Raw genomic sequence first — 21,267 nt, forward strand, 5'->3', positions numbered from 1 at the left:
CGTGTGCTTGATGAGTTTCATGCGACTGATCCTTGTGCTCCATGAAAGATGCCGGGTCCATCCGCCCGGCCTAGAACTCGCACGCCTCCCATCCCGGCGGGGTGGTATTGGTGGAGCTGCCTTCAAAATTGTCCTGAAGGGTCCGCTGTGCCCATTCGTCCGCTTCAGCGAGTTGCCCCGATGTCAGGTTCGATGCAACGGCCGCCAACTGCTGATCCAGCCTGGCGACGCGATGCTGCTCCGCACCAAGGCGATAAAGCTTTAGATAGCGGTAGTGCTGCACCGGATCGGCACCGACCAGCCCAGCCAACAGGCTTTGCGAGCCAGGCTCGTAGGCCTGCTGCAACAGGTCGACGACTCGCCAATCGCCCGCCGTGAGGCCGGCCTCGATCAGCGCCGAAGCGTTGCTGCGATAGTTCCGCAACGATTCCGGATGCTTCAACATGCTTCGTGCGTCGTAGAGCGGCCCCTGCCCCAGGTAGCATGCTCGCGCGTCCTCGTCCCCGAGCCTGGCGGCTTGCGCGATGTTGTCGACCAGGCTACCCAGCATCTCGTCGCCCACGCCGTCACACAGCTCTTGATTCTTGCGATCGGCTTGCTGGCGCAACTCCATCGCACTGAGAATCGCCTGGTAAGTCCGCAACTGCGCCGGCGTCATGTTCTCGGTTTTCTTGCTGGTGAGATCGTTGGCCTCACCAGCGTTCTTCCACTCCGAGCCACGCAAGTGGCTGCATTTGCTGAGATCGTGATACAGACGCGTGGCCGCGCCGACATCGCCGTTGTTCGCGCGCGCCTGCAAGTCGGCGAACGTGTCCTTCAAAGGTGTGCCGGGAGCCGGCAGCGGCGCGCCCTTGACGATGCCGATGACCGACTTGGCGGCCGAAGCCTGTAATTTGCCGGGAGCAGCCTCCGTTCCGGCATCTCCGACGGCAATGCCCGTCCGCACGATCGGCGGCGGCTTGGGAGCGCCGATACGGCCGAGAAAGTACGCCCCGGTGATCGCGATCAACACCGCACCAACAACGAGCCAGCGCCGCGGGTTCATGCGTGAACCTGCTCGTGTCGAATTGCTTTCGGGTCCATGGATTTCATGACATCACAAGGGATCATAAGGGAACGAGCAGGGATCCCAGCCTGGCACCGTCGATTCGGTCGAATTGCCGTCATCGAACTCCTGCTGAAATGTCGATTGCGCCCAGAGATCGGCGTCGGCGCGCTGCTCCGGCTTGATTCGCGTGGCCGCCGCAGCCAATTGGCGATCGATTTCCTCGACGCGATAAGGCTCCGCGCCTAGGCGATACAGCTTGAGATAGCGGTAATACAGGGTGGGATCGGAACCGAGCACGCCGGAAAGCATGCTGTCCGAACCGGGCTGGTATGCATTGCGAAGGATGTCTACCACCTTCCAGTCACCGGCGGCGAGTCCCGTGTCGATCATGGATTTGATGTTGGCGCGATAACTCTCGAGCCATTCCGGATGCTGCATCAAGCCGCGCGGATCGTAGTTCGGACCGCGCGCCAGGTAACAGGCACGCGCATGCTCCTCGCCGAGCTGCGCGGCCTTCTGCAGACTTGGCAACTGGGAATCCAGCATCGTGCGATCCACGCCATCGCAGAGGGAGCGGAATTTCTGCATGGCCTGCTTCCGCGACTCGATCGCATCCAGTTGAACGCGATAGTCCTCCATCTTTCCCGCATCCGTCGTATCGACCTTCTGATCCAGCAATTCATCGGCGACGCGAGCGAACGACCACTCCACGCTATCCAGATAGCCGCAAATGTGGAGATCGCGATACAGGCGCGTGGCCGCCGCCACGTCACCGGCATCGGCGCGGGCCTTCAAGTCTCGATAGACCTTCTTCAACGACGTGTCGCGCGCCGGTAGCGGCGCGGTGGCGGGCACTGCTCCAGAAGATGCCGCTTTGGCATCAGCACCTTCATTACCTACCTGTGTGGCGGCGACGTGATCCGCCGCGCCGTCGGCCGCGGCTTGCGGGCCTTGCGCGCGCCCCAGGAAATAGGCGCAAGCGAGTGCGCCCAATCCAACCAGAATCATCACGATGTGGCGCAAATGCATTTGCCCGGAATCCATCTCAAGATCGGGAGACGCGCATTTCGAGGCCCGTCATCCCGCATTGACGTAAATCTTATGGATGCAGGATGCCGAAGAACAGTGCTCTTGAATTTCCGGCCAGAACAAATGCGAGAACGAAGCCTTGAGTATTGAGGCAGGCCTCAAGCGTTTGCGGAGCGACTCAGGCGAGTCGCTCCGCAACCAAGGTTACAAGCACTACCGTAACCGTTCGCTTCCTGGCTTACTGCGCGCTGTTGCGCACGTACTCGGATGCCGCGATCGCCGCATTGCCATTCAAGATCGCGGTGTTCTTGCCCGCTGCGGACGGCAGCCCCACCTTCAGATTGACGGCGCCAGAGACCAGGGCCTCGAGCACATCCGTCAGGATCGGAATCGGAATGCCGAGCAGAGTGACATTGCCACAACCGCTCGCCTTCGGCACCGAGAACGAATTGTCGACGTACGAGGAACCCTGGACATCGATATAAGCGGTGTAGGGATCTTCGGTCACCGTGATGAAGTTCGCGGTGCCAGGGCTGCCGGCGATCGGCTGATTCGGTGCCGGCGGACTGGTCGTCCCGGTCTGCAACTTGACCACGACCGGATTCTGCGCCGTGCCGATGTAGCAGGAGCTGCCGAGGAAAGGATTCTGCAGACGCACGCGAAGCGCAAGGCGTACCGCCGTGGGATCACTACCGTCGGCGGGCGGATACAGCCCATTCGCGAGACTGGTCTGGATCGTCTGCACCGATTCCATCGTGGCCGTGACGTCGTTGACCGAATTGACGATGTTCCAGAAGGCCTGCCACAGCGGGAACGGCCAATCGGGTGCCGGATTGACGATGCCGAGCAGACCGCCCGGGACCTTGCCCGGGGGCGAGGACAGCGTCGGAGCGCCGACCGCAGCGTAGAGAGGCTCGAAGGTGTTGGACGGAGGTGCGATCGTCACAACGCCACCCTGCAGCACGATCGGTTTGTCGATCGGCAGAGTGGTGGTGCCAATCGTGAACGAACCCGACGTGGTGGTATTGATCACGCAAGTGGTGACGTTCGGATCGTTGTAAGGACAGTACTTGAAGACCGCCCACGGGCCCGTGGGTGTGCCCGCCATCGCGACGGGCATGGCGGCGATGCCGGCCAGCGCCGTGGCGAGAGCCGTGGAAATCAGTGCCTTTGACATAAATAGACTCCCGAAATCTAGCGAAATGAAGATTCGATTAGCGACCAGCGGACGGACGTCCGCAGGGTTGCAACATCACCGTCCGGAAGAGCGCACAACTCGACTGTCATTCCTTTGTCAGACCGAGGCGAACGTGCCCTCAAGCTGCAACGCCACTTCAAGCGCTGAGCGCTTGAAGCGGCGGCATTACCCGACCCGTGGTTCCACGACAACCTTGTCGATATCGGTGCGGGATCATCATCCATGCATCACGATCTACATCCGATCAGGGGAACACGGCACGGATGGGATCCGTAGACGTCAGCTTCGGATTGGACTTGACGTTGGTGCAGGGGGCCGACAGCGGCGCCGTGAAGGTGTAATCGTTGTTGGCCGGGCCGGTGTTGGGGTTCGCGTTGGTCAGCGTGCCCGAGGCATTGCCCGTGCAGGTCGCGCTCGGGCTCGAGAACTTGACGTTGATGCCACTGATGTTCACGGTCACCGAGGAAGAACCCGAGATCGCGACAGGCGCGGCGACGGTCCACGGCAAAGCTTGCGCGGTCACGCCGAGACAGGCGGAACTGCCCGAGAAGCTGGCGGCCGTGACCGTCGCGGCGCCGCTGGCATTCAGCGTCAGCGTAAAGGTGGCAGTGCACGGAATCGGAATGCCCGCCACCGTCGCGGTGGTCGGCCCGGTCAGCGTCGTGCTGTCCGATACCTTCCAGACGCCGCCTTTGAACACCTGATAGCTCGCGGCAAAAGCTTGCGAAGCAACGAGCGGGCTAGCGACGATCAGAGTGGCAAGAAGAGCGGTTTTGAACTTGGCCATGCTGTTTACTCCACTATCACAGAGTTGAGGTAACCGGATGGGAACAGACATCCGGAAGGTTGCCACGGAGGAACCTTCGTGCCGTGGCGGCACTTACCCAAGTGGCATCTAGAATCGGCAGCACCCTGTTTCACTTCGACGTCGTGTCACTCGACATCCTGGACGCTGGAATGTGATGTCTTCTCGGGCTGTCGAACCGCCCGCCTCGCGGCGGGCGCATATCCGTTTCGCCTGTTGATCAAATCAATAGAAGCCTTTGCGAATCGACAGACCGACGATGCGCGGGTCCTGAATGAACGCATTCGCGGTCAGGCCAGTGTCGTCGCTGTTGAGGAAGGTGCCGGTGATCGCTTCGCCGTCGAGCGCGTTCTTGACGTAAAGCTGCACGGTGAAATCGGTGTCCGGCTTGTACCAGGTCAGCGAGAGGTTGACGTTGCCCCAATCGTGCAGGCGATCGATGCGATCCTGGTAGATGCGCGCCCAACTCTTGCTCTGGTAGTACAGGTCGGCGCGCAGGGTCAGGTCGCCCTTCGGCAACGAGAACGTGTACTGCGGGCTGAGGCTGACGGTGAGATGCGGCGCGTTGGGCAATTCGTTGCCGCCAACGTTCTTGGCGAAGCCGGCGCCGCCGTTGGGCGCATCGATGAGCGGGTTGTAGAAATTGCCATCGCCCAGATAGTTGGGGCCGGCGCCGCCCGCCCACACACCCGGCCCGCCGTTGAAGCCGCCATCACTGGTGAAGCCACCGCCCGCCGTGGGCGTGTTCACCGAGCAGAAGCTGTTGAGCAGGATGGGAAGACTGGTGTCCGGGTTGTTGGCATACCAGTTACTGAGCGCGGTCTCCACCAACGCCTTCGGCGCGATGCAGTTCGAAGCCAGCTGCAACCACGGCCGCACCACGACCCAATCCGCATTGCCGGCCGTACGATCCATCACGTCGATGGAGTACTGATTCGAACCGACACGCGTGCGCAACAGACCGACATTGCCGCTGAGCTGGAACGCATCGGTCGGCCGCCACACGGCTTCGAATTCGGCGCCCCACGTCTTGGCGTCGAAATTCTCGTTCAAGGTGGCGCGGTCCTGGATCTGCGAGACCTGATAATCCTTGTAGTCGTTGTAGAACGCCGTGGCGTTGAAGATGAACTTGCCGCCCGCCATGACGTTCTTCATGCCGATCTCGAACGCGTTGACGTATTCCGCCTTGAAGCGCGGATCACGCTGCGTGAAGCTCAGGAGCGCCGGATCGGCGCCCACGCCAGGGGAGTTGGTGCCACCGGCCTTGTAGCCGCGTGCGAGCGAGGCGTAGATCATGGTGCTGTCGGTGAACGACAGGTCCGGCGACCAGTCGAGCACCAGGCGTCCGGTCGGCTCGTTCCAGGTCTGGCGGATTTCCTCGCCAGCAGGATAGCCGTAGCCGGTGTAGCCGCCGCCGAGGTAGTAGAACGGAAGCTTCGTTCCCGCGAGCAGGAGCTGGCTCGGATACGGCGTCGTGGTCTTGATGTCACGGGTCCAGCGCAAGCCGGCCGTCAGCTTCACCTTGTCGTTGATCTGCCAGTAGCCTTCTCCGAAGATCGCCATGGATTTCGTCTTGGCGACATTTCGGCTGCGGAAATAGTTGTGGCCCTGCCCGTCGATGCCATTCAGCGTATTGGGGTCGATGTAGACGCAAGGCACCACTTCACCCGTGCTGGCGTCTATCGCAGTGCCTGAACCCGCCGCGCAATCGCGCGGACGCGCGCCGATGCCGCTGGAGTTGAAAGTCGACTGGGCGATGGCGGTCAGCACATTGCTGAAGACGTAATAGCTTTCGTCGACCTTGTATTCCAGGTAGTTCGCGCCGACGTTGAAGTTGAACGGACCGTCGTAGGCGGACTGCAGGCGGAACTCCTGCGACCACTGCGTGCTTTGGGAATCAACCAGATCGACAGTAAGCAAGCGATCGGAACAACCCAGTTGCGGATCGCAGTACACTCCGCCCGGCGTCAGCGGGTAGGCGGGAACGAGATTGAAGTTCGGATCGAAGCCCAGCAATCCATCCGTGGGAGTGAAGATCGGGTTGGACTGGAAGCGTCCGTAGTCCTGGGTCGAATAGTACTGATCCTTCGTGTACAAGGTCTGCGACACGAAATTGAGATGGTCGCCGATGGCCACGTCGAAGTTGAGCTGCGCCACGTCGTTCGTGGCCTCGAACTTCGGGTCGTAGCTGGTGGCGATCTTGCGCATGTCGTGCGACTGCGTCACGCCGGCATAGGGATCGACGCCGTACTTGATCAAGGTCGCCGTGGTGAAATCCGGCGTCAACCCGATGATGCCGCCCGCCGTGGCGGCGCCCAGCACGAACGGCAGGCTGGCGCCGTTGGGCACGCCGAAGGCGCCGTCGTCATAGAGCGAGCCGTCCTTGCAGCCCTGGCTCATGAAGTTGCCGTCGCCTGCCCGCAGCGTCAGCGCGCCGAGCGATGTGGGGCCTGGATCGTTGTGGCAAAGCTGCTTGCCGGTGCGCGCACGCATGTCGTCTTCCTGGAAATGCTCCCAGACCAGACTCGCGTTGAAGCGGTCGCTGGGCTTCCATGCGAACGAAGTGCGCACGCCGAGGATGTCGCGATCGTTGACGTTCTTGTTGGTGACCGTGTTCTTGTCATAGCCGTCGCGCTTTGTGTACTGCGTGGCCAGACGAAACGCGAACGTATCGCTGAGCGGCACGTTGATCATGCCGTTGACGCGGGTGGTGTCGTAGTTGCCGATCTCGCCCTTGACGTTGGCCTCGAACGCGTCCGGGTTCGCCAGGTTCGGGATCATGTTGACCACGCCGGCGGTCGCGTTGCGGCCGTACAACGTGCCCTGCGGTCCGCGCAGCACCTCGACGCGCTCGACGTCGAAGTATTCCTGTTCGAACAGGCGGTTGCGGATCATCGGCGTGCTGTTGAAGCTGATCGCCACGGCCGGGTCGGTAGTGACCGACAAGGCCTGCGTGCCGATGCCGCGGATCTGGAAGTTGTAGCTGGCGAAGTTGGTCTTGGAGAAGGTGACGTTCGGCGTCGCCGTGACCAGGTCGGCACCGGTTTCGATCTTGCGATCGTTGAGCTCCTCGCCGCCGAAGGCGGTGATCGCGATCGGCACCTTCTGGATGTTCTCGACCTTCTTCTGCGCGGTCACCACGATGGTGTCGAGGGTGGTGGCGCTTCCGGATCTACTCTGGCTTGCCGTTGCTTCGGGCGCCGCTTGTTGTGCCTCTACTTCCTGGGAGGGCGCCGCCGGCTGCGCTTCGGCGACCTCCTGGGCGTTTCCCTGCGTCTCCGCTGCGGCTGGCTTTGCCTCCGCGCCGCCGACATTGCTGTTGGTGCGATCGCTGATCAGGATCGCGCCGGATGCGTTGGTGGCATAGTCGAGACCAGTTCCCGCCAGCAATTCCTGCAGCGCCTGCGTCGGCGTCTTCTCGCCTTGCACCGCATGCGCGGTCTTGCCGGCCGCGAGTTCGGGCGCGTACAGCAGTTGCTTGCCGCTCTGGCGCGCGTATTCGGACAGTGCGGCACCGAGCTGTTGCTGAGGAATGTTGAACTTCGCGGTGGCCACGTCGTCATTGCGCGCATAGGCCGTCAGGCACGGCAGCAACGCCAGGAACAACACGCAGGGCTTCATTGCACGCTTGAATGAACGACTCTGGTCTCGCACTTGCATTCGTTCTCCCCTCTGGTTCCGAATCGTCTTTTGACAATCTCGTTCCAATACAGACGCGGTGCGCTGAAAAACCCGAACCTGCAAATGCATGTTCGCGATCTGTCATGTCATTTCTTGAACCTGCGAGTCTTCTTTTGCAATGCAGCATGTTTGATGCACGCGCATGCCGAAACGACACGAGATCGTTCCGCGCATGAAGCATCTTGAAAGGATTGGTCCCGAATGTTCACGGGAACAAGATGAGTCATCGACGTGATGTCGATTTCATGCTCATGGTTTCAGGAGAAACATAGAGACTGTCGCCCACGCAATCCGTGTTGACGATCTACCCTCGCGTGCTGGTCGGACGCGATTTCAGAACAATGGTGTCGTCTTCGCGCGTGGCGCGCTCGATCGGGAAATAATCAGTCAGCGCTTCGACGAAGGTACTGACGTCGCCGGTATTGAAGGCACCGCTGATCTTCAGCGAGCCCAGCCGTGGATCGCTCAGCACGACCTGCCGGCGCGAATAGCGGTTCATCTCGGCGACGGCGTCCTCGAGGCGCTCGTTCTCGAACACGATCTGGCCGTGGCGCCAGCTGATCACGCGCCTCACGTCAGCCGGACGCACCTGCGGCACCGCCTTGGCGACGGCGACGAACTGCTGCCCGGGCCGCAGTTCGGCCAGCAGCGGCGCCGCCTTGGCCTTGCCGACAGTGGCGGGCGCATGACCGTGATCATCGCGCGTCACCGTGACCCGCCCTTCCAGCAGAGTGACCTCGAAGAGCTTGTCGGACAGATGCACGTCGAACTCGGTGCCGAGCGCCGTCACCTGGCGCCCGCCGGCGCTGACCACGAACGGATGCGCGCGATCCTTCGCCACCTTGAACAAGGCCTGCCCGCGCTCCAGGGTGATGCCGCGCACGCCCTCTTCGTAATGCACGGAAATGCGGCTGTTCGTGTTCAGGGTGACGACCGAGCCGTCATCCAGGGACACCACCGAGGTCTGGCCGATTCCGGTCTGATAGATGTTGCCGGCGATCGCATCGCGGGCATCGTGATAGATCTCCCGCGAAGTGTTCGGGTTCATGGCGAACATGCCGAGCACGGCCGCGGCCATCAAGGAGGCGGCGACGGCCGAATTGCGCCACCAGTGCGGGCAATGCGATTCGACGCCGACCGCGCGCGCCAGTGTCTCGCGGCGCAGCCTCTGCATTTCGTCGGAGGTATCGGCGATCGAAGAGATGAATGTCTGCGCCGCCTCCACACGCCGGAAGGCACTCGCGTTCTGCGGCGAATGGGACTGCCAGGCCTCGAACGCCTCGCGTACCTGCCGGTCGTCGCCGGCGTCGCGCAGGATCTCGCTCCACCGCGCCGCCGCCTCGTCGATGCCGTCGGGCGCGTGCTCGGCCGGATTGTCCCGGTTTGGCGAGATTTTCCACTTCATTCCGCTGTTACCTCTAGCAAGACCCGGTCGACGCACTCCAGCGACTCATCAGATCCCGCAAGCCAGTCCCTATCCTGCCAAACCCATCGAACGCGCGCCGCCTACCACGTCGGAGGCGCGCCGCCTCAATCCCGTCCCCCGGCCCTGTCCATCGCACAAGCCAGCTGCGCCAGGGCCTTCGCCATGTGCTTTTCGGCCGCCCGCACCGAAATACCCATCATGGCTGCGATCTCCGCGTACTTGCGCTTTTCCAGTGCCCGCAGCACGAACACGTCGCGGGTCCGTTCCGGCAGCCCGCGCAGTACGGCGGTGACCACTTTGATCGCCTCCTTCCCCAGTAAGACGCGCTCCGGCGAAATATCCGTAACGGGTTGATGAATTTCCTCGTCGAAAGATTCGTGCGCGTCGTGGTCCCGGACCTGGCGGCGGCGCCCCCAGTCACGCAGAGCATTGGCCGCGACCTGGAAGACATATTGCTCGACATGCTCGATCGGGCCGCCGCGGGCGCGGCGGATCAGGTGCAGGAAGACTTCCTGAATGAGGTCGTCGACCTCGGCGGCATCCTTGACACGTTTGGAGAAAAAGCCACGCAGGGGCGTGCGATAGCGTAGTGAAACGTTGTTCCACTGACTGAGGCCGTCCTCGCCGTATTCAGCGAGTGAGGCGGGCTCACGCGACCATGACACTGTATTGGCCATTGCCTTCTTTTCCCGTACCGCGCGATGTGGCGCCGGCCTCCAAGGCCGTCCGTCCGTTCATACCCCCACCACCCTGGCAGCCCATGGCGGCAGGATCCCCTGTGATTTGTTGGCACCCTCGGCCTCGTGCTCGGCCTGCGTCTGGGCATCGGTCGCGCGTGCGGCGATATCGGCCATGCCCATCACCTGCTCGACGTTCCGAATCTGCTCGCCGTTCTCGAACGGCGCGGTCAGCATCGGCGAGATGAAGGAAATCAGCCGCGCCAGCATCAGCGAATCGTTGACGGGTTCGCCCATGCACAGCGCCGAGATCAGTTCGTCCATGTTCTCGCCGGCCAGCACGCCGGAGAGCGCCTTCAGACAGAAATGCAGGCGCATGCCGAGTTCGTTACGCGACAGATGCGGCAGCGCGCGCGCGAAGGCCTCGAAAAAACGCCCATAAATAGGCTGATAGTGCTCGTGCAGATAGTCGCGGATGAAGGGCGAGGAATCGCTGTACACGCGCCCGAGCAGCCGCATGAAAGCCATGCCGCCGACGTCGTCGCGACTGAGCCGGACGGCAGGCACGAACAGCACGCTGAGCACCGCGCAGGCGTCCATCGGCTGGTCGCCGCTTTTTTCCTCGCAGATCGACAGCAGTTGCAGGCGTTCCTGATTGAGCCGATCCAGACGCGCCGACAGCAGTTCCTGGACCAGCGCTTCCTTGCTACCGAAGTGATAGTTCACCGCCGCCAGATTGACCTCGGCGTAGCTGGTGATCTGGCGCAGCGACATGCCTTCGTAGCCATGCTCGATGAACAGCGCTTCCGCCGCTTCGAGCAAGCGAGTCCGGGTATTGCTAGGACTGGGGTTCTGGCTGTTCACGGCATTATTTCCGCAAGACAATTCCAACCCGACCGGCGAGCGCCGGCTCCAATTCCGGATTTGAATACTGGATTGAAACGGGCGTTAGAGTAATCACGTCAAAATCGGCGTTGCACGCTGCACCGCAATATCCTCGGCTCGCTTGGACGCATTCAGGAAAATTCCGGTTTTCGCGGCACGCTCTAACTATTTGATTCGAAAATCAAATTTGAAGGTCGCCGCGATTGGGCTGCTGACAAAATTCGACACACCCGAATTTCGCGACGATGAAAACGATGTGAAACACGGCAACATCGAGCACGGCAACATCAAGCCTGCGTCGCCTCCCGCACCACGATCTGCTCGGGCAGCGCGCAACGGTAGCCGAGTGTATACAAGCGTCGCAAAAGAAGTGTGATCGTTTCCAGGTTGCGCCCATGCCTCGCGCCCTCGTGCAGCAGCACGATCGCGCCGGGCGACAGACCGCGTTCGATCCGCGCCAGCACTTTCGCGGGATCGCTTTCCACCGCGTCGAAGCCGCGCGCGTCCCAGGCCGTGCGTGCCAGGCCGCGATCCCGCAACGGTGCCGACACGAACGGATTCGCCATGCCCACCACGGCGCGGAACCAGCGCGGCGCGGTGCCGGTGATGGACTGCAACGTGTCCTGGCATCGCACGATCTCCTCGCGCATGCGCCGCGGCCCCAGTGCCCAGAACCAGGCCGAGGGATGCGTGTGACTGTGGTTGCCGATGCCGTGACCGCGGCGCGCGATCTCGCGCACCAGGTCGGGCTGCGCCGCGGCGCGTTCGCCGACGAGGAAGAAGGTCGCCTTCGCATCGTGGGCGTCGAGCAGATCGAGCAGTGGCAAGGTGTCTTGCGAGGGGCCGTCGTCGATCGTCAGCCACACGCAGCGCTCGTCGGTGGGCAGATGCGTCAACACCGGCGAATAGAGCGGCGACTGCGGCCGGAACACACCCCACAGGAGCAACGCATGGGTGGCCAGCATCGCCGGCAACCCGATCGTCCAACCGAAACGCCACCACAGCGCGATCACCAGCCCCTGCGACACCGCCAGCAGCCACCACCAGGCATGGGGATGGCGCGGAACACGATGCAAATGGAACGCTCTGGGCATCGGGCCATCATGCCATGCGGCCACGCCCGGCCGTCGCGCGGCGTACCATGACAGGTTCGAACCGCACCACCCCGAACTTGCCGAACTTTGGAGATTCCATGACACTCGACCCCAGCGTGCGCACACGCATCGACACCCTGCTGCGCGACCACCGCATCGTCCTGTTCATGAAGGGCGAGCCGCGCGCGCCGCAGTGCGGGTTCTCGGCCAAGGCGGTGGCGGCGCTGGGCACGCTCGACGTCGACTACGCCCACGTCGACGTGCTGTCCGATCCCGAGATCCGCGAAGGCATCAAGCTCTACGGCGATTGGCCGACGATCCCGCAGCTGTACATCGATGGCGAACTGGTCGGCGGCAGCGACATCATCGAGCAGATGGTCAACACCGGCGAGCTGCATGCCGCGCTCGGACTGCCGCCGCCCGATCGCACGCCGCCATCCATCACGGTGACGCCGACGGCGGCGGAGATGCTGCGCAAGGCGGTCGCCGATGCCGGCGAGGGCGTGGTCGTGCGCCTGGACATCGATCGCGCCTTCCGCACGCGCCTGCAGCTGGCACCGGAAGATGCCAGCGCGATCACGACGGAAAGCGAAGGCGTCCGGATCCAGATCGACGTCGCCGGCGCACGCCGCGCCGACGGCCTGGTCATCGACTTCGTCGACGATGCGCGCGGACGCGGGCTGATCATCGAGAATCCCAACGCGCCGCCGCCGGTGGGCGAGTTGTCGCCGCAGGACGCCGCCGCTCAACTCACCGAAGGCAAACTGACCGTCGTCGACGTGCGGCCGCCGGACGAACGCGCGCTGGCCACGATCCGTGGCGCGTTTTCGACGCTCGACGGTGGCGCCGCCGCGCTGGAATCACTGCCGAAGGAAACCCCGCTCGCCTTCCTCTGCCACCACGGCGGCCGCAGCGCGCAAGCGGCGGAGCATTTCCGCCAGTTGGGATTCCGCGAGGTCTACAACATCGCCGGCGGTATCGAAGCGTGGAGCGAGACCGTCGACTCCACCGTGCCGCGTTACTGAGTGCTTTCGCAAAGCCTCCCTTGCGCCCAGGCGCAAGGGAGAACATCAAAACCCGCCGCCGTTATCCAGCCAGGTCTGCTCCTCGGCCGTGTTGACACGCCCGAGCGCGCGGTTGCGATGCGGAAAGCGGCCGAAGGTCTTGATCACCTCCAAGTGCGCCTGCGCGTACTTGGTGTAATCGACATCGCCGATGCCTTGAAACAGCGCCACCGCGCGATGCTGGTCGGCCAGATCCTCGGAATGTTCGAACGGCAGATAGAAGAACGCGCGCAGCATCGGTTCCACTCGCGCATCGAGCCCGGCGTCCACCGCACGCGCCGCGTAATGCCGCGCCAGACCGTCGGTGGCGAATGCATGCCCGCTGCCGCGGAACACGTTGCGAGGAATCTGATCGAGCAGCAGGATCAGCGCCAGCGCGCCTTCGCCGTCCGCGATCCAGTGCTCGAACTCGCGCCGCGCGGCGGCATGGTGCGCGTCGAGGAAACGGCCGCGGCATTCCTCGTCGAAGGATTTGCCACCCTGAAACCACTTCGCGTAACCGGCCTCGCGCCAGAACGCGACGATCTCGCCGGGAGTCGCCACCGCCGACATCACAGGAACTTCTTCTCGGCGTCCGACGGTTCGTGCCACCAGTCGTTGTCGCGGCCATTGAAATACTTGATCGGCGCGGCCGCCAGCTTTTCGTCGTCGACCTCCAGGCAGGCCAGGTTGACCGACACGTACTTGCCACCGACTTCCTCGATGTCGCCGTAGCCGTAGGCGCGCACGCCGCAGGTCTTGCAGAACGGCCAGTGGGTCAGGCCGTTGCGGCTGTAGTCGATGGTGTCATCCGCGCCGCTGAGCAGGCGGAACGCGTCCGGCTTCACGCTCATCGACCAGTTGCGGGTCTTGCGGCAGATCGAGCAGTTGCAGCGGCCGCCGCCTTCGGCCAGATCGAGGTCCACTTCATAGCGAACGTTGCCGCAGTGACAGCCGCCGGTGTAGGTCTGGGTGGTCATGATGATCTCCGGTAGGGTTGTGTAAGTGATTCGCCGGCTTCTCGGAACAAGCTTCTCGGAACAAGCTTCTCGGAACAGACTTCTCGAAACGGACTTCTCGAAACAGACTTCTTGGTGCCGGGATTCCCGTCCAGCCTGGTTCACTCGTCGAATTTCAAATGCCGCACCGACTTGCCATGCCGGCGGATCAGGCGCAGCGCCTCGATGCCGATCTGGATATGGCGCTCGACATATTCGGCGCTGACGCGCGCGTCGGAGGCTTCGGTCTTCACGCCTTCCGGAATCATCGGTTGATCGCTGACCAGCAGCAGCGCGCCGCAGGGAATGCGATTGGCGAAGCCAGCGGCGAAGATCGTCGCGGTCTCCATGTCGATCGCCATGCAGCGCAGCTTGCGCAGGTATTCCTTGAAGGCTTCGTCGTGTTCCCAGACGCGGCGGTTGGTGGTGTAGACGGTGCCGGTCCAGTAGTCCTGGCCCATGTCGCGAATCATGGTCGAGACCGCGCGCTGCAGGGCGAACGCCGGCAACGCCGGCACTTCCGGCGGCAGGTAGTCGTTGCTGGTGCCCTCGCCGCGGATCGCGGCGATCGGCAGGATCAGGTCGCCGAGTTCGTTCTTGCGCTTGAGCCCGCCGCACTTACCGAGGAACAACACCGCCTCGGGCTCGATCGCCGAGAGCAGGTCCATCATCGTCGCCGCGTTCGGGCTGCCCATGCCGAAATTGATCATGGTGATGCCGTCGGCGGTGGCGCTGGGCATGGGACGGTCGAGGCCGACGATCTCGGCGCCGGTCAGGCGGCTGAAATGGCTGAGATAGCCGCCGAAGTTGGTCAACAGGATGTGCTTGCCGAAGCCGTCCAGCGGGACGCCGGTGTAGCGCGGGAGCCAGTTGTCGACGATTTGTTCTTTTTCTTTCACGTGGGTCGCCTCCTGAGTTTCGGCATTTTCTCATGCGCGAGGCGGGTCAGGCAGGTGCGACGCCTGCCGGCGAAGCCGCTACACTGCTGTCATGGCATCGAAACCGCGCTGGTATTTCGACTTCGTTTCGCCGTTCTCCTACCTGCAATGGCGGAAGCTGGCCGCGCATGCGGACGAATTCGGCATCGTGCCGGTACCGGTGGTGTTCGGCGCGATCTTGAACGAGCTCGGCATCCGCGGGCCGGCCGAGATCCCGCACAAGCGCGAGTTCACCTATCGCAATGTGGTGTGGCGGGCGCGCCAGGAAGGCATTCCTTTCCGCTTCCCGCCCATGCATCCGTTCAATCCGCTGGCGACGTTGCGCCTGTGCATCGCCGCGGGCAGCACCCCGGAAGCCGTCAGCGCGATCTTCGACTGGATCTGGGCGGAGGGCCGCGCCGCCGACAGCGCCGAGGCGATCGCGCCCCTGGCCGCGCAGCTCGGTGTGGCGACCGAGGCGATCGGCAGCAACGCGGTGAAGACGGCACTGCGCGACAACACCGCCGAAGCCACCGCCGCCGGCATCTTCGGCGTGCCGACACTGGCGATCGGCGACGACCTGATTTGGGGCAACGATGCGCACGACCTGGCGATGGCGGCGTTGCGCGATCCGACCTTGTTCGACGACGCCGAGATGCGACGCGTCTCGACACTTCCTGTCGGAATCCGACGCGCTTAGCCCTTCGCAGCGCCCAGCTCCTCATAGAGCGTGATCCTGCTCACAGAGCCTTTCCCGGCAAGACTGGTAGCGTTGCGCGTTTAGGGGGAAAGGGACTCACCATGCGCATCGGGATCGTCGTCGACTCGACCTGCGACCTGCCAAAGGACTTCATCGAACAACACCGCATCGTCATCCTGCCGGTCACCATCCGCATCGACGACGCCATCCAGGTGGACTATCGCGACCCCGAGGCCACCCTCGCCTTCCTGCATTCGCACATCGCCGAGCGCGGCGCCAATGCGGAGACCAGTCCATTCACGGTGCAGCAGATCCACGATCTGTTCCTGGAGCGGCTGGTCATCGACTACGACCACGTCTTCTGCCTGACCGTCACCAAGACGCGCAGCCCGATCTACGACAACGCGCAGAAGGCCAGCTACGCCATCCTCAACGACTACAGGCCGATCCGCAGTGCCGCTGGCAACACCACACCGTTCGCCCTGCGCCTGATCGACACGCAGAACCTGTTCTGCGCGCAGGCCATCCTGCCGGTGGAAGCGGTGCGCCTGCGCGAGGCCGGCGAAGGGCCGGCCAAGATCCGCGCGCGGCTGGAACACATCGCCATGCACACCCACGGCTACGCGGTGCCGCGCGATCTGTACTACATCCGCAACCGCGGCCGCGCCAAGGGCGACCGCAGCGTGAGCCTGCTCAGCGCCGCGCTCGGCACCGCTCTGGACATCAAGCCGATCCTGCACGCCTATCGCGGCGATACCGGCCCGGTCGGCAAGGTCAAGGGCTTCGAGCCGGCCGTGCAGAAGCTGTTCGAATTCGCCGCGCGTCGCGTCACCGCCGGGCTGATGACGCCCACCCTCGCCCTCTGCTACGGCGGCGATCTCGACGAGATGCGCGCGATGCCCGGTTACGACGCACTGCGCGAGGCCTGCGAGGTACATGGCGTGGAAGTGTTCGAGAGCGTGATGAGCCTGACCGGCATGGTCAACGTCGGCAAGGGCGCGGTGGTCGTCGGCTTCGCCGCGGAGGCGCACACGTTCGCGTGACGCGCCACGCTCGCGCAACGCGCCGTTGCGGATATCTCAACATCCCGCTAACGCGCGGCTGATAGGCTTCCACGCCATCTTCATCGCACGGACCGTTCATGGCCGCACGCTACTACATCAGCCTGCCCGACCCCGCCAAGGCACGCGGCGCCGGCGAGTTCGCCTTCCGATCCCAAGGCGCCGAGAGCCTCGCGCAGGAGTTGCAGGACGCGCTGCGCAGCAGTGCGCTGTTCGAACGCTGGCGCGCGAAGCAGGACGATCCGGATGGGGTCGATCCTTCCCTGGGCGCCACCGATCCCAGCGCGACCGTCAACGGCCAGCAGGATGATCTGCATATCGATCTGATCGCGGTGACGTCGCTGCCCGGTGCCGTGTTCAAGCACCGGCTGCGGCTGCTGGCCGGCAGCGCCTGGGAATTGAGGGACGTGTCGGCCGCGTAGGCACACTCGACGTGGCACGCCCGCAAACAAACGCTCGATCCGTCGATCCGCCCGCATGAGTCGGCGCAAGCAGGTTCTGCTCGCCTGGAGCGGAGGCAAGGACGCGGCGTGGACGCTGCACGTGCTGCGTCAGCGCGAGGACGTGGAAGTGGTGGCGCTGCTCACCACCATCACGCAGGAATATCAGCGCGTCTCCATGCAGGGCATCCGCCGCGACGTGCTGCACGCACAAGCAAAAGCGACCGGACTGCCGCTGATCGAAGCCATGATCCCACGCGAGTGCGACAACGCGCACTACGAAGCGGCGATGACGAAAGCTCTGCAAGAAGCCGGCTCGCGCTGGCCGGAATTGCACACCACCGCCTTCGGCGATTTGTTCCTCGAAGACATCCGCGCCTACCGCGAGCAACGCCTGACTGCAGCGGGCTGGGACATCATGACGCCCCTGTTCGGCGCGGACACCGCCCAGCTGGCACGCGACATGCTCGCCGGCGGCCTGCGTGCGGCCTTGTGCTGCGTGGACGCGCGGCAACTCGACGGCCGCTACAGCGGCCGCGATTTCGATGCCGACCTGCTGCGCGAACTGCCGCCGCACTGCGATCCCTGCGGTGAGAACGGCGAATTCCACACCTGCGTCCATGCCGGCCCGATGTTCTCGCACCCGCTCGCGCTGGTCCGTGGCGAGACGGTGCTGCGCGACGAGCGCTTCGTCTACACCGACTTCGCCCTGCAATAGCACGCTCAGTCGCGCGCATCTTGCAGCCCTGCCGGCACGACAACCGCTAGGATGCCGGCTCGATGACCGCCACCCCGCCCTCCGCCACCGCCCCTCACCCGGAACGCGCCCTGCTACGCCTGTGCGTGGCGATCTTCCTCGGCTACCTCACCGTCGCCCTGCCATTGCCCGTGCTCCCGCTGCATGTACGGCAAACCCTCGGCTACAGCGATTTCATCGTCGGCGTGACGATCGGCGTGCAGTTCGTCGCCACCATCTTCACCCGCGGCTATGCCGGGCAGCTGGCCGACACCACCGGCGCGCGACGGGCGATGCGCGGCGGTTGCTGGCTCGCCGCCGTGGCCGGCGTGGGTTATGTCGTCTCCACCTGGCTGCCGCATGACGGCCAGCTCCCCGTTCTCATCCTCAGCCGTCTCCTGCTCGGCGTGGGCGAAAGCCTGCTGGTCACCGGCATGATGGCCTGGGGCATCGGCACGATCGGTGCCGCGCACTCGGGCAAGGTGATCACCTGGACGGGCGTGGCGATCTTCGGCGCGCTCGCGGCCGGCGCGCCGCTGGGACTGGCGATCCATGAGTACGGCGGCTTCGTCTGGGTCGGCGCGGCCACGATCGTGCTGCCGCTGGCCGGACTGGCACTGACCCTCGGCGTTGCACCGGTCGCGCCGCTCGGCGGCCATCGCCTGCCGTTCCGCACCGTGCTGGCGAAGATCGCGCCGCCCTCGTTCGGCCTGATGCTGCAAGGCGTCGGCATCGCCAGCATCAATGCCTTCATCACCTTGTACTTCGCGGCACGCGGATGGCGCGGCGCGGGTTGGACGCTGACCTGCTTCGGCGTCACCTTCGTCGGCATGCGGCTGCTGTTCGGCCATCTGCCGGACAAACTCGGCGGCCGCCGCGTCGCGCTGATCCTGATGCTGATCGAAACCGCCGGCCTGCTCGTGCTCTGGCAGGCGCAGGCGCCGTGGATGGGATTCCTCGGCGCCGCCCTGACCGGCGCGGGATGCTCGCTGCTGTATCCCTCGCTCGGCGTGGAAGCCGTGCGCCGCGTACCCGCGCAAGTGCGCGCCACCGCACTGGGCGCATACGCGGCGTTCCAGGACGTGGCTTACGCGGTGACCGGTCCGATCGCCGGACTGCTCGCGATGCGGTTCGGCTATCCGTCGGTCTACCTGTTCGCCGCGATCGCGGCGCTCGCCGGCTGGATCGTGGTGTTCCGTCTGCGCCCCGCCGCCGCGATGAGCTGAGGCAACTCAGCCACGCAACGCACGCGCGTGATGCGCGACGTGCTCGCCGATGAAGCTGGCGATGAAGTAATAGCTGTGGTCGTAGCCCGGCTGCAGGCGCAGGTCGAGCGGATATCCCGCGGCCTCGCATGCGGCTCGCAGCAACTCCGGCTTCAGCTGCGTGCCCAGGAATTCGTCCGCATCGCCTTGATCGACGAACAAGGACAGCCGTTCGGACGCCGCCGCGATCAATTCGACGGCGTCGCATGCCTTCCACACCTCACGATCGTCACCCAGATACGCGGCGAACGCCTTCTCGCCCCACGGCACCCGCGACGGCGCCACGATCGGCGAGAACGCCGACACGCTGCGATAACGTCCCGGATTGCGCAGCGCGATCACCAGCGCCCCGTGCCCGCCCATGGAGTGCCCGCTGATCGCACGCGCATCACCGACCGGAAACTGCGCTTCGATCAGCCTCGGCAGTTCCTCGACGACGTAGTCGTACATCCGGTAATGCCGCGCCCACGGCGCCTGCGTGGCGTTGACGTAGAAGCCGGCGCCCTGACCGAGATCGTAGGCCGCATCATTCACCACGCCCTCACCGCGCGGACTCGTATCCGGCACCACGATCGCGATGCCGTGCTCGGCGGCATACCGCTGCGCGCCGGCCTTGGTGATGAAGTTCTGCTCCGTGCAGGTCAGACCGGACAGCCAGTACAGCACCGGCACGCGCTCCCGCCGCGCCTGCGGCGGCAGGTAGATCGCGAATCGCATGTCGCAATCCAGCACCTGCGAGCGATGCGCCCAGACTTCCTGGCTGCCGCCGAACGCGGCATGTTGTTCGACGCGCTCCATCAGTGCGTGCTCATCAGTAATGGATCACCGTGCGGATCGACTTGCCTTCATGCATCAGATCGAAGGCCTCGTTGATCCGCTCCAGCGGCAGCGTGTGCGTGATGAAAGGATCGAGATCGATCTCGCCGTGCATCGCCTGCTCCACCATGCCCGGCAATTGCGTGCGGCCCTTCACGCCGCCGAAAGCGGTGCCGCGCCACACGCGACCCGTGACGAGCTGGAACGGCCGCGTGCGGATCTCCTGTCCCGCCCCCGCCACACCGATGATCACGCTCTCGCCCCAGCCCTTGTGACAGCACTCCAGCGCCGCGCGCATCACATCGACATTGCCGATGCATTCGAAGCTGAAATCCACTCCGCCGTCGGTCAGTTCCACGATCACGTCCTGGATTGGTTTGTCATGCTCCTTCGGATTCACGCAATCGGTGGCGCCCATCGATTTGGCGAGTTCGAACTTGCCGGGGTTGGTATCGATCGCGATGATCCGCCCCGCCTTCGCCTGCTTCGCGCCCTGGATCACCGCCAGCCCGATGCCGCCGAGCCCGAACACCGCCACCGAATCACCCGCCTTCACCTTCGCCGTGTTGTGGACCGCGCCGATGCCGGTGGTGACGCCGCAACCGAGCAGGCACACCTTCTCCAGCGGCGCCGTGGGATCGATCTTCGCCAGCGAAATTTCCGGCACCACCGTGTATTCGCTGAACGTGCTGCAGCCCATGTAGTGATAGATCGGCTGCCCGTTGTAGGAGAAGCGCGTTGTGCCGTCCGGCATCAGCCCCTTGCCCTGCGTCGCGCGCACCGCCTGGCAGAGATTGGTCTTGCCGGACAGACAGAACTTGCACTTGCGGCATTCCGCCGTGTACAGCGGAATCACATGATCGCCCGGCGCCACGCTGGTGACGCCCTCGCCGACTTCCACCACCACACCGCCGCCCTCGTGACCGAGCACGGCCGGAAAGATGCCTTCCGGATCGTCACCGCTGAGCGTGAACGCATCGGTATGACACACACCGGTGGCGTGAATCTTCACCAGCACTTCTCCGGCTTTCGGCCCCGCCACATCGATCTCGACGATCTGTAGCGGTTTACCGGCCTCGAACGCCACGGCGGCGCGTGATTTCATGACCCACTCCTTGATTACTTCAGATAGGAACGCACCAGCGCGATTGCTTGCTGGATGCCCGCGTCGTTCTCGGCGATGTCGCCGAACTCCTCGCGCAGATGGCTTTCCAGCACCTCCGCCATCAGCCCGTTCACCGCACCGCGGATCGCCGCGAGCTGCTGCAGCACGGCGCTGCATTCGGCGCCTTGCTCGATCGCGCGCTCGAGCGCATCGGTCTGGCCGCGGATGCGGCGCAGGCGTGTGAGGGCGCGCTTCTTTTCGTGGGGGGTGTGGGGCATGGCGGCGTATCCCAGTACTCCCAGGGAGTATATGCCAAGTCAGATGTTTAACGTGGCGCAACGCC

Annotated in this window: 21 protein-coding genes; 6 read left to right on the plus strand and 15 right to left on the minus strand. The window is 64.1% G+C overall.

The annotated features are described in order from the left end of the window. Window positions 1-70: 70 nt before the first annotated feature. The 9 genes from LG367_RS11355 to LG367_RS11395 all read right to left on the minus strand — a co-directional run bounded on the left by LG367_RS11355 (window position 71) and on the right by LG367_RS11395 (window position 11,843). Window positions 71-1,045: a hypothetical protein gene (locus LG367_RS11355; RefSeq protein WP_226469367.1), complete on the minus strand. Its 975-nt coding sequence runs from the start codon at window positions 1,043-1,045 to the stop codon at window positions 71-73. A gap of 51 nt (window positions 1,046-1,096) precedes the next feature. Next, window positions 1,097-2,077: a hypothetical protein gene (locus LG367_RS11360; RefSeq protein WP_226469368.1), complete on the minus strand. Its 981-nt coding sequence runs from the start codon at window positions 2,075-2,077 to the stop codon at window positions 1,097-1,099. Between the two features lie 238 nt (window positions 2,078-2,315). After that, window positions 2,316-3,254, minus strand: coding sequence for a hypothetical protein (locus LG367_RS11365; protein WP_226469369.1), 939 nt, complete (start codon window positions 3,252-3,254; stop codon window positions 2,316-2,318). Window positions 3,255-3,519: 265 nt separating this feature from the next. Continuing rightward, complete coding sequence (locus LG367_RS11370; protein WP_226469370.1) at window positions 3,520-4,062, minus strand: hypothetical protein; 543 nt, start codon at window positions 4,060-4,062, stop codon at window positions 3,520-3,522. A 243-nt stretch (window positions 4,063-4,305) separates the two neighbouring features. Further along, window positions 4,306-7,701, minus strand: a complete 3,396-nt coding sequence (locus tag LG367_RS11375) for a TonB-dependent receptor (protein WP_226469371.1) — start codon at window positions 7,699-7,701, stop codon at window positions 4,306-4,308. Window positions 7,702-8,065: 364 nt separating this feature from the next. Further along, window positions 8,066-9,166 carry a FecR family protein gene (locus LG367_RS11380; RefSeq protein ID WP_226469372.1) on the minus strand — a complete coding sequence of 367 codons (1,101 nt, stop codon included), beginning with the start codon at window positions 9,164-9,166 and terminating at the stop codon, window positions 8,066-8,068. A 125-nt stretch (window positions 9,167-9,291) separates the two neighbouring features. After that, window positions 9,292-9,864, minus strand: coding sequence for an RNA polymerase sigma factor (locus LG367_RS11385; protein ID WP_226469373.1), 573 nt, complete (start codon window positions 9,862-9,864; stop codon window positions 9,292-9,294). Window positions 9,865-9,921: 57 nt separating this feature from the next. Beyond that, window positions 9,922-10,728: a TetR/AcrR family transcriptional regulator gene (locus tag LG367_RS11390; RefSeq protein ID WP_226469374.1), complete on the minus strand. Its 807-nt coding sequence runs from the start codon at window positions 10,726-10,728 to the stop codon at window positions 9,922-9,924. 308 nt (window positions 10,729-11,036) lie between these two features. Continuing rightward, entirely contained in the window at window positions 11,037-11,843 is an 807-nt protein-coding gene (locus LG367_RS11395) for a polysaccharide deacetylase family protein (protein ID WP_226469375.1), read from the minus strand. 98 nt (window positions 11,844-11,941) lie between these two features. Between LG367_RS11395 and grxD the strand changes: the two genes are divergently transcribed. Continuing rightward, window positions 11,942-12,868, plus strand: a complete 927-nt coding sequence (gene grxD / locus LG367_RS11400; RefSeq protein ID WP_226469376.1) for a Grx4 family monothiol glutaredoxin — start codon at window positions 11,942-11,944, stop codon at window positions 12,866-12,868. 45 nt (window positions 12,869-12,913) lie between these two features. On the opposite strand, the gene LG367_RS11405 is transcribed toward grxD, so the two are convergent. The 3 genes from LG367_RS11405 to LG367_RS11415 all read right to left on the minus strand — a co-directional run bounded on the left by LG367_RS11405 (window position 12,914) and on the right by LG367_RS11415 (window position 14,783). Continuing rightward, window positions 12,914-13,459 carry a DUF924 family protein gene (locus LG367_RS11405; RefSeq protein ID WP_226469377.1) on the minus strand — a complete coding sequence of 182 codons (546 nt, stop codon included), beginning with the start codon at window positions 13,457-13,459 and terminating at the stop codon, window positions 12,914-12,916. Next, a complete protein-coding gene (locus LG367_RS11410) occupies window positions 13,459-13,866 on the minus strand; it encodes a GFA family protein (RefSeq protein WP_226469378.1) in 408 nt (135 codons plus the stop codon). Before LG367_RS11410 ends, LG367_RS11405 begins: the two co-directional genes overlap by 1 nt. Before the next feature lie 140 nt (window positions 13,867-14,006). Then, window positions 14,007-14,783: an AMP nucleosidase gene (locus LG367_RS11415; RefSeq protein WP_226469379.1), complete on the minus strand. Its 777-nt coding sequence runs from the start codon at window positions 14,781-14,783 to the stop codon at window positions 14,007-14,009. Window positions 14,784-14,874: 91 nt separating this feature from the next. On the opposite strand from LG367_RS11415, the gene LG367_RS11420 reads away from it, so the two are divergent. From LG367_RS11420 to LG367_RS11440, 5 genes are all read left to right on the plus strand, one after another. Continuing rightward, the gene (locus LG367_RS11420) at window positions 14,875-15,501 is read left to right on the plus strand and encodes a 2-hydroxychromene-2-carboxylate isomerase (RefSeq protein ID WP_226469380.1); all 627 of its coding nucleotides are present in this window, start codon (window positions 14,875-14,877) and stop codon (window positions 15,499-15,501) included. Window positions 15,502-15,602: 101 nt separating this feature from the next. After that, window positions 15,603-16,544 (plus strand): DegV family protein, encoded by a 942-nt coding sequence (locus tag LG367_RS11425; RefSeq protein ID WP_226469381.1) that lies wholly within the window; start codon window positions 15,603-15,605, stop codon window positions 16,542-16,544. A 98-nt stretch (window positions 16,545-16,642) separates the two neighbouring features. Next, window positions 16,643-16,984 (plus strand): hypothetical protein, encoded by a 342-nt coding sequence (locus tag LG367_RS11430; RefSeq protein WP_226469382.1) that lies wholly within the window; start codon window positions 16,643-16,645, stop codon window positions 16,982-16,984. Window positions 16,985-17,039: 55 nt separating this feature from the next. Then, the gene (locus LG367_RS11435) at window positions 17,040-17,720 is read left to right on the plus strand and encodes a Dph6-related ATP pyrophosphatase (RefSeq protein ID WP_226469383.1); all 681 of its coding nucleotides are present in this window, start codon (window positions 17,040-17,042) and stop codon (window positions 17,718-17,720) included. A gap of 62 nt (window positions 17,721-17,782) precedes the next feature. Continuing rightward, on the plus strand, window positions 17,783-18,964 hold the full coding sequence (locus LG367_RS11440) for an arabinose transporter (protein ID WP_226469384.1): 1,182 nt from the start codon (window positions 17,783-17,785) through the stop codon (window positions 18,962-18,964). A 6-nt stretch (window positions 18,965-18,970) separates the two neighbouring features. Here LG367_RS11440 and fghA read toward each other — a convergent pair whose 3' ends face one another. From fghA to frmR, 3 genes are read right to left on the minus strand one after another with little or no spacing between them, the layout of a single operon-like run. After that, a complete protein-coding gene (gene fghA / locus LG367_RS11445; RefSeq protein WP_226469385.1) occupies window positions 18,971-19,801 on the minus strand; it encodes an S-formylglutathione hydrolase in 831 nt (276 codons plus the stop codon). 13 nt (window positions 19,802-19,814) lie between these two features. Further along, window positions 19,815-20,924 carry an S-(hydroxymethyl)glutathione dehydrogenase/class III alcohol dehydrogenase gene (locus tag LG367_RS11450; RefSeq protein ID WP_226469386.1) on the minus strand — a complete coding sequence of 370 codons (1,110 nt, stop codon included), beginning with the start codon at window positions 20,922-20,924 and terminating at the stop codon, window positions 19,815-19,817. Between the two features lie 14 nt (window positions 20,925-20,938). After that, window positions 20,939-21,202 carry a formaldehyde-responsive transcriptional repressor FrmR gene (frmR, locus tag LG367_RS11455; RefSeq protein WP_226469387.1) on the minus strand — a complete coding sequence of 88 codons (264 nt, stop codon included), beginning with the start codon at window positions 21,200-21,202 and terminating at the stop codon, window positions 20,939-20,941. Window positions 21,203-21,267: the final 65 nt, after the last annotated feature.

Origin of the sequence: Luteimonas panaciterrae (genome assembly GCF_020511115.1) — a bacterium.
GTDB classification, from domain to species: domain Bacteria; phylum Pseudomonadota; class Gammaproteobacteria; order Xanthomonadales; family Xanthomonadaceae; genus Luteimonas; species Luteimonas panaciterrae.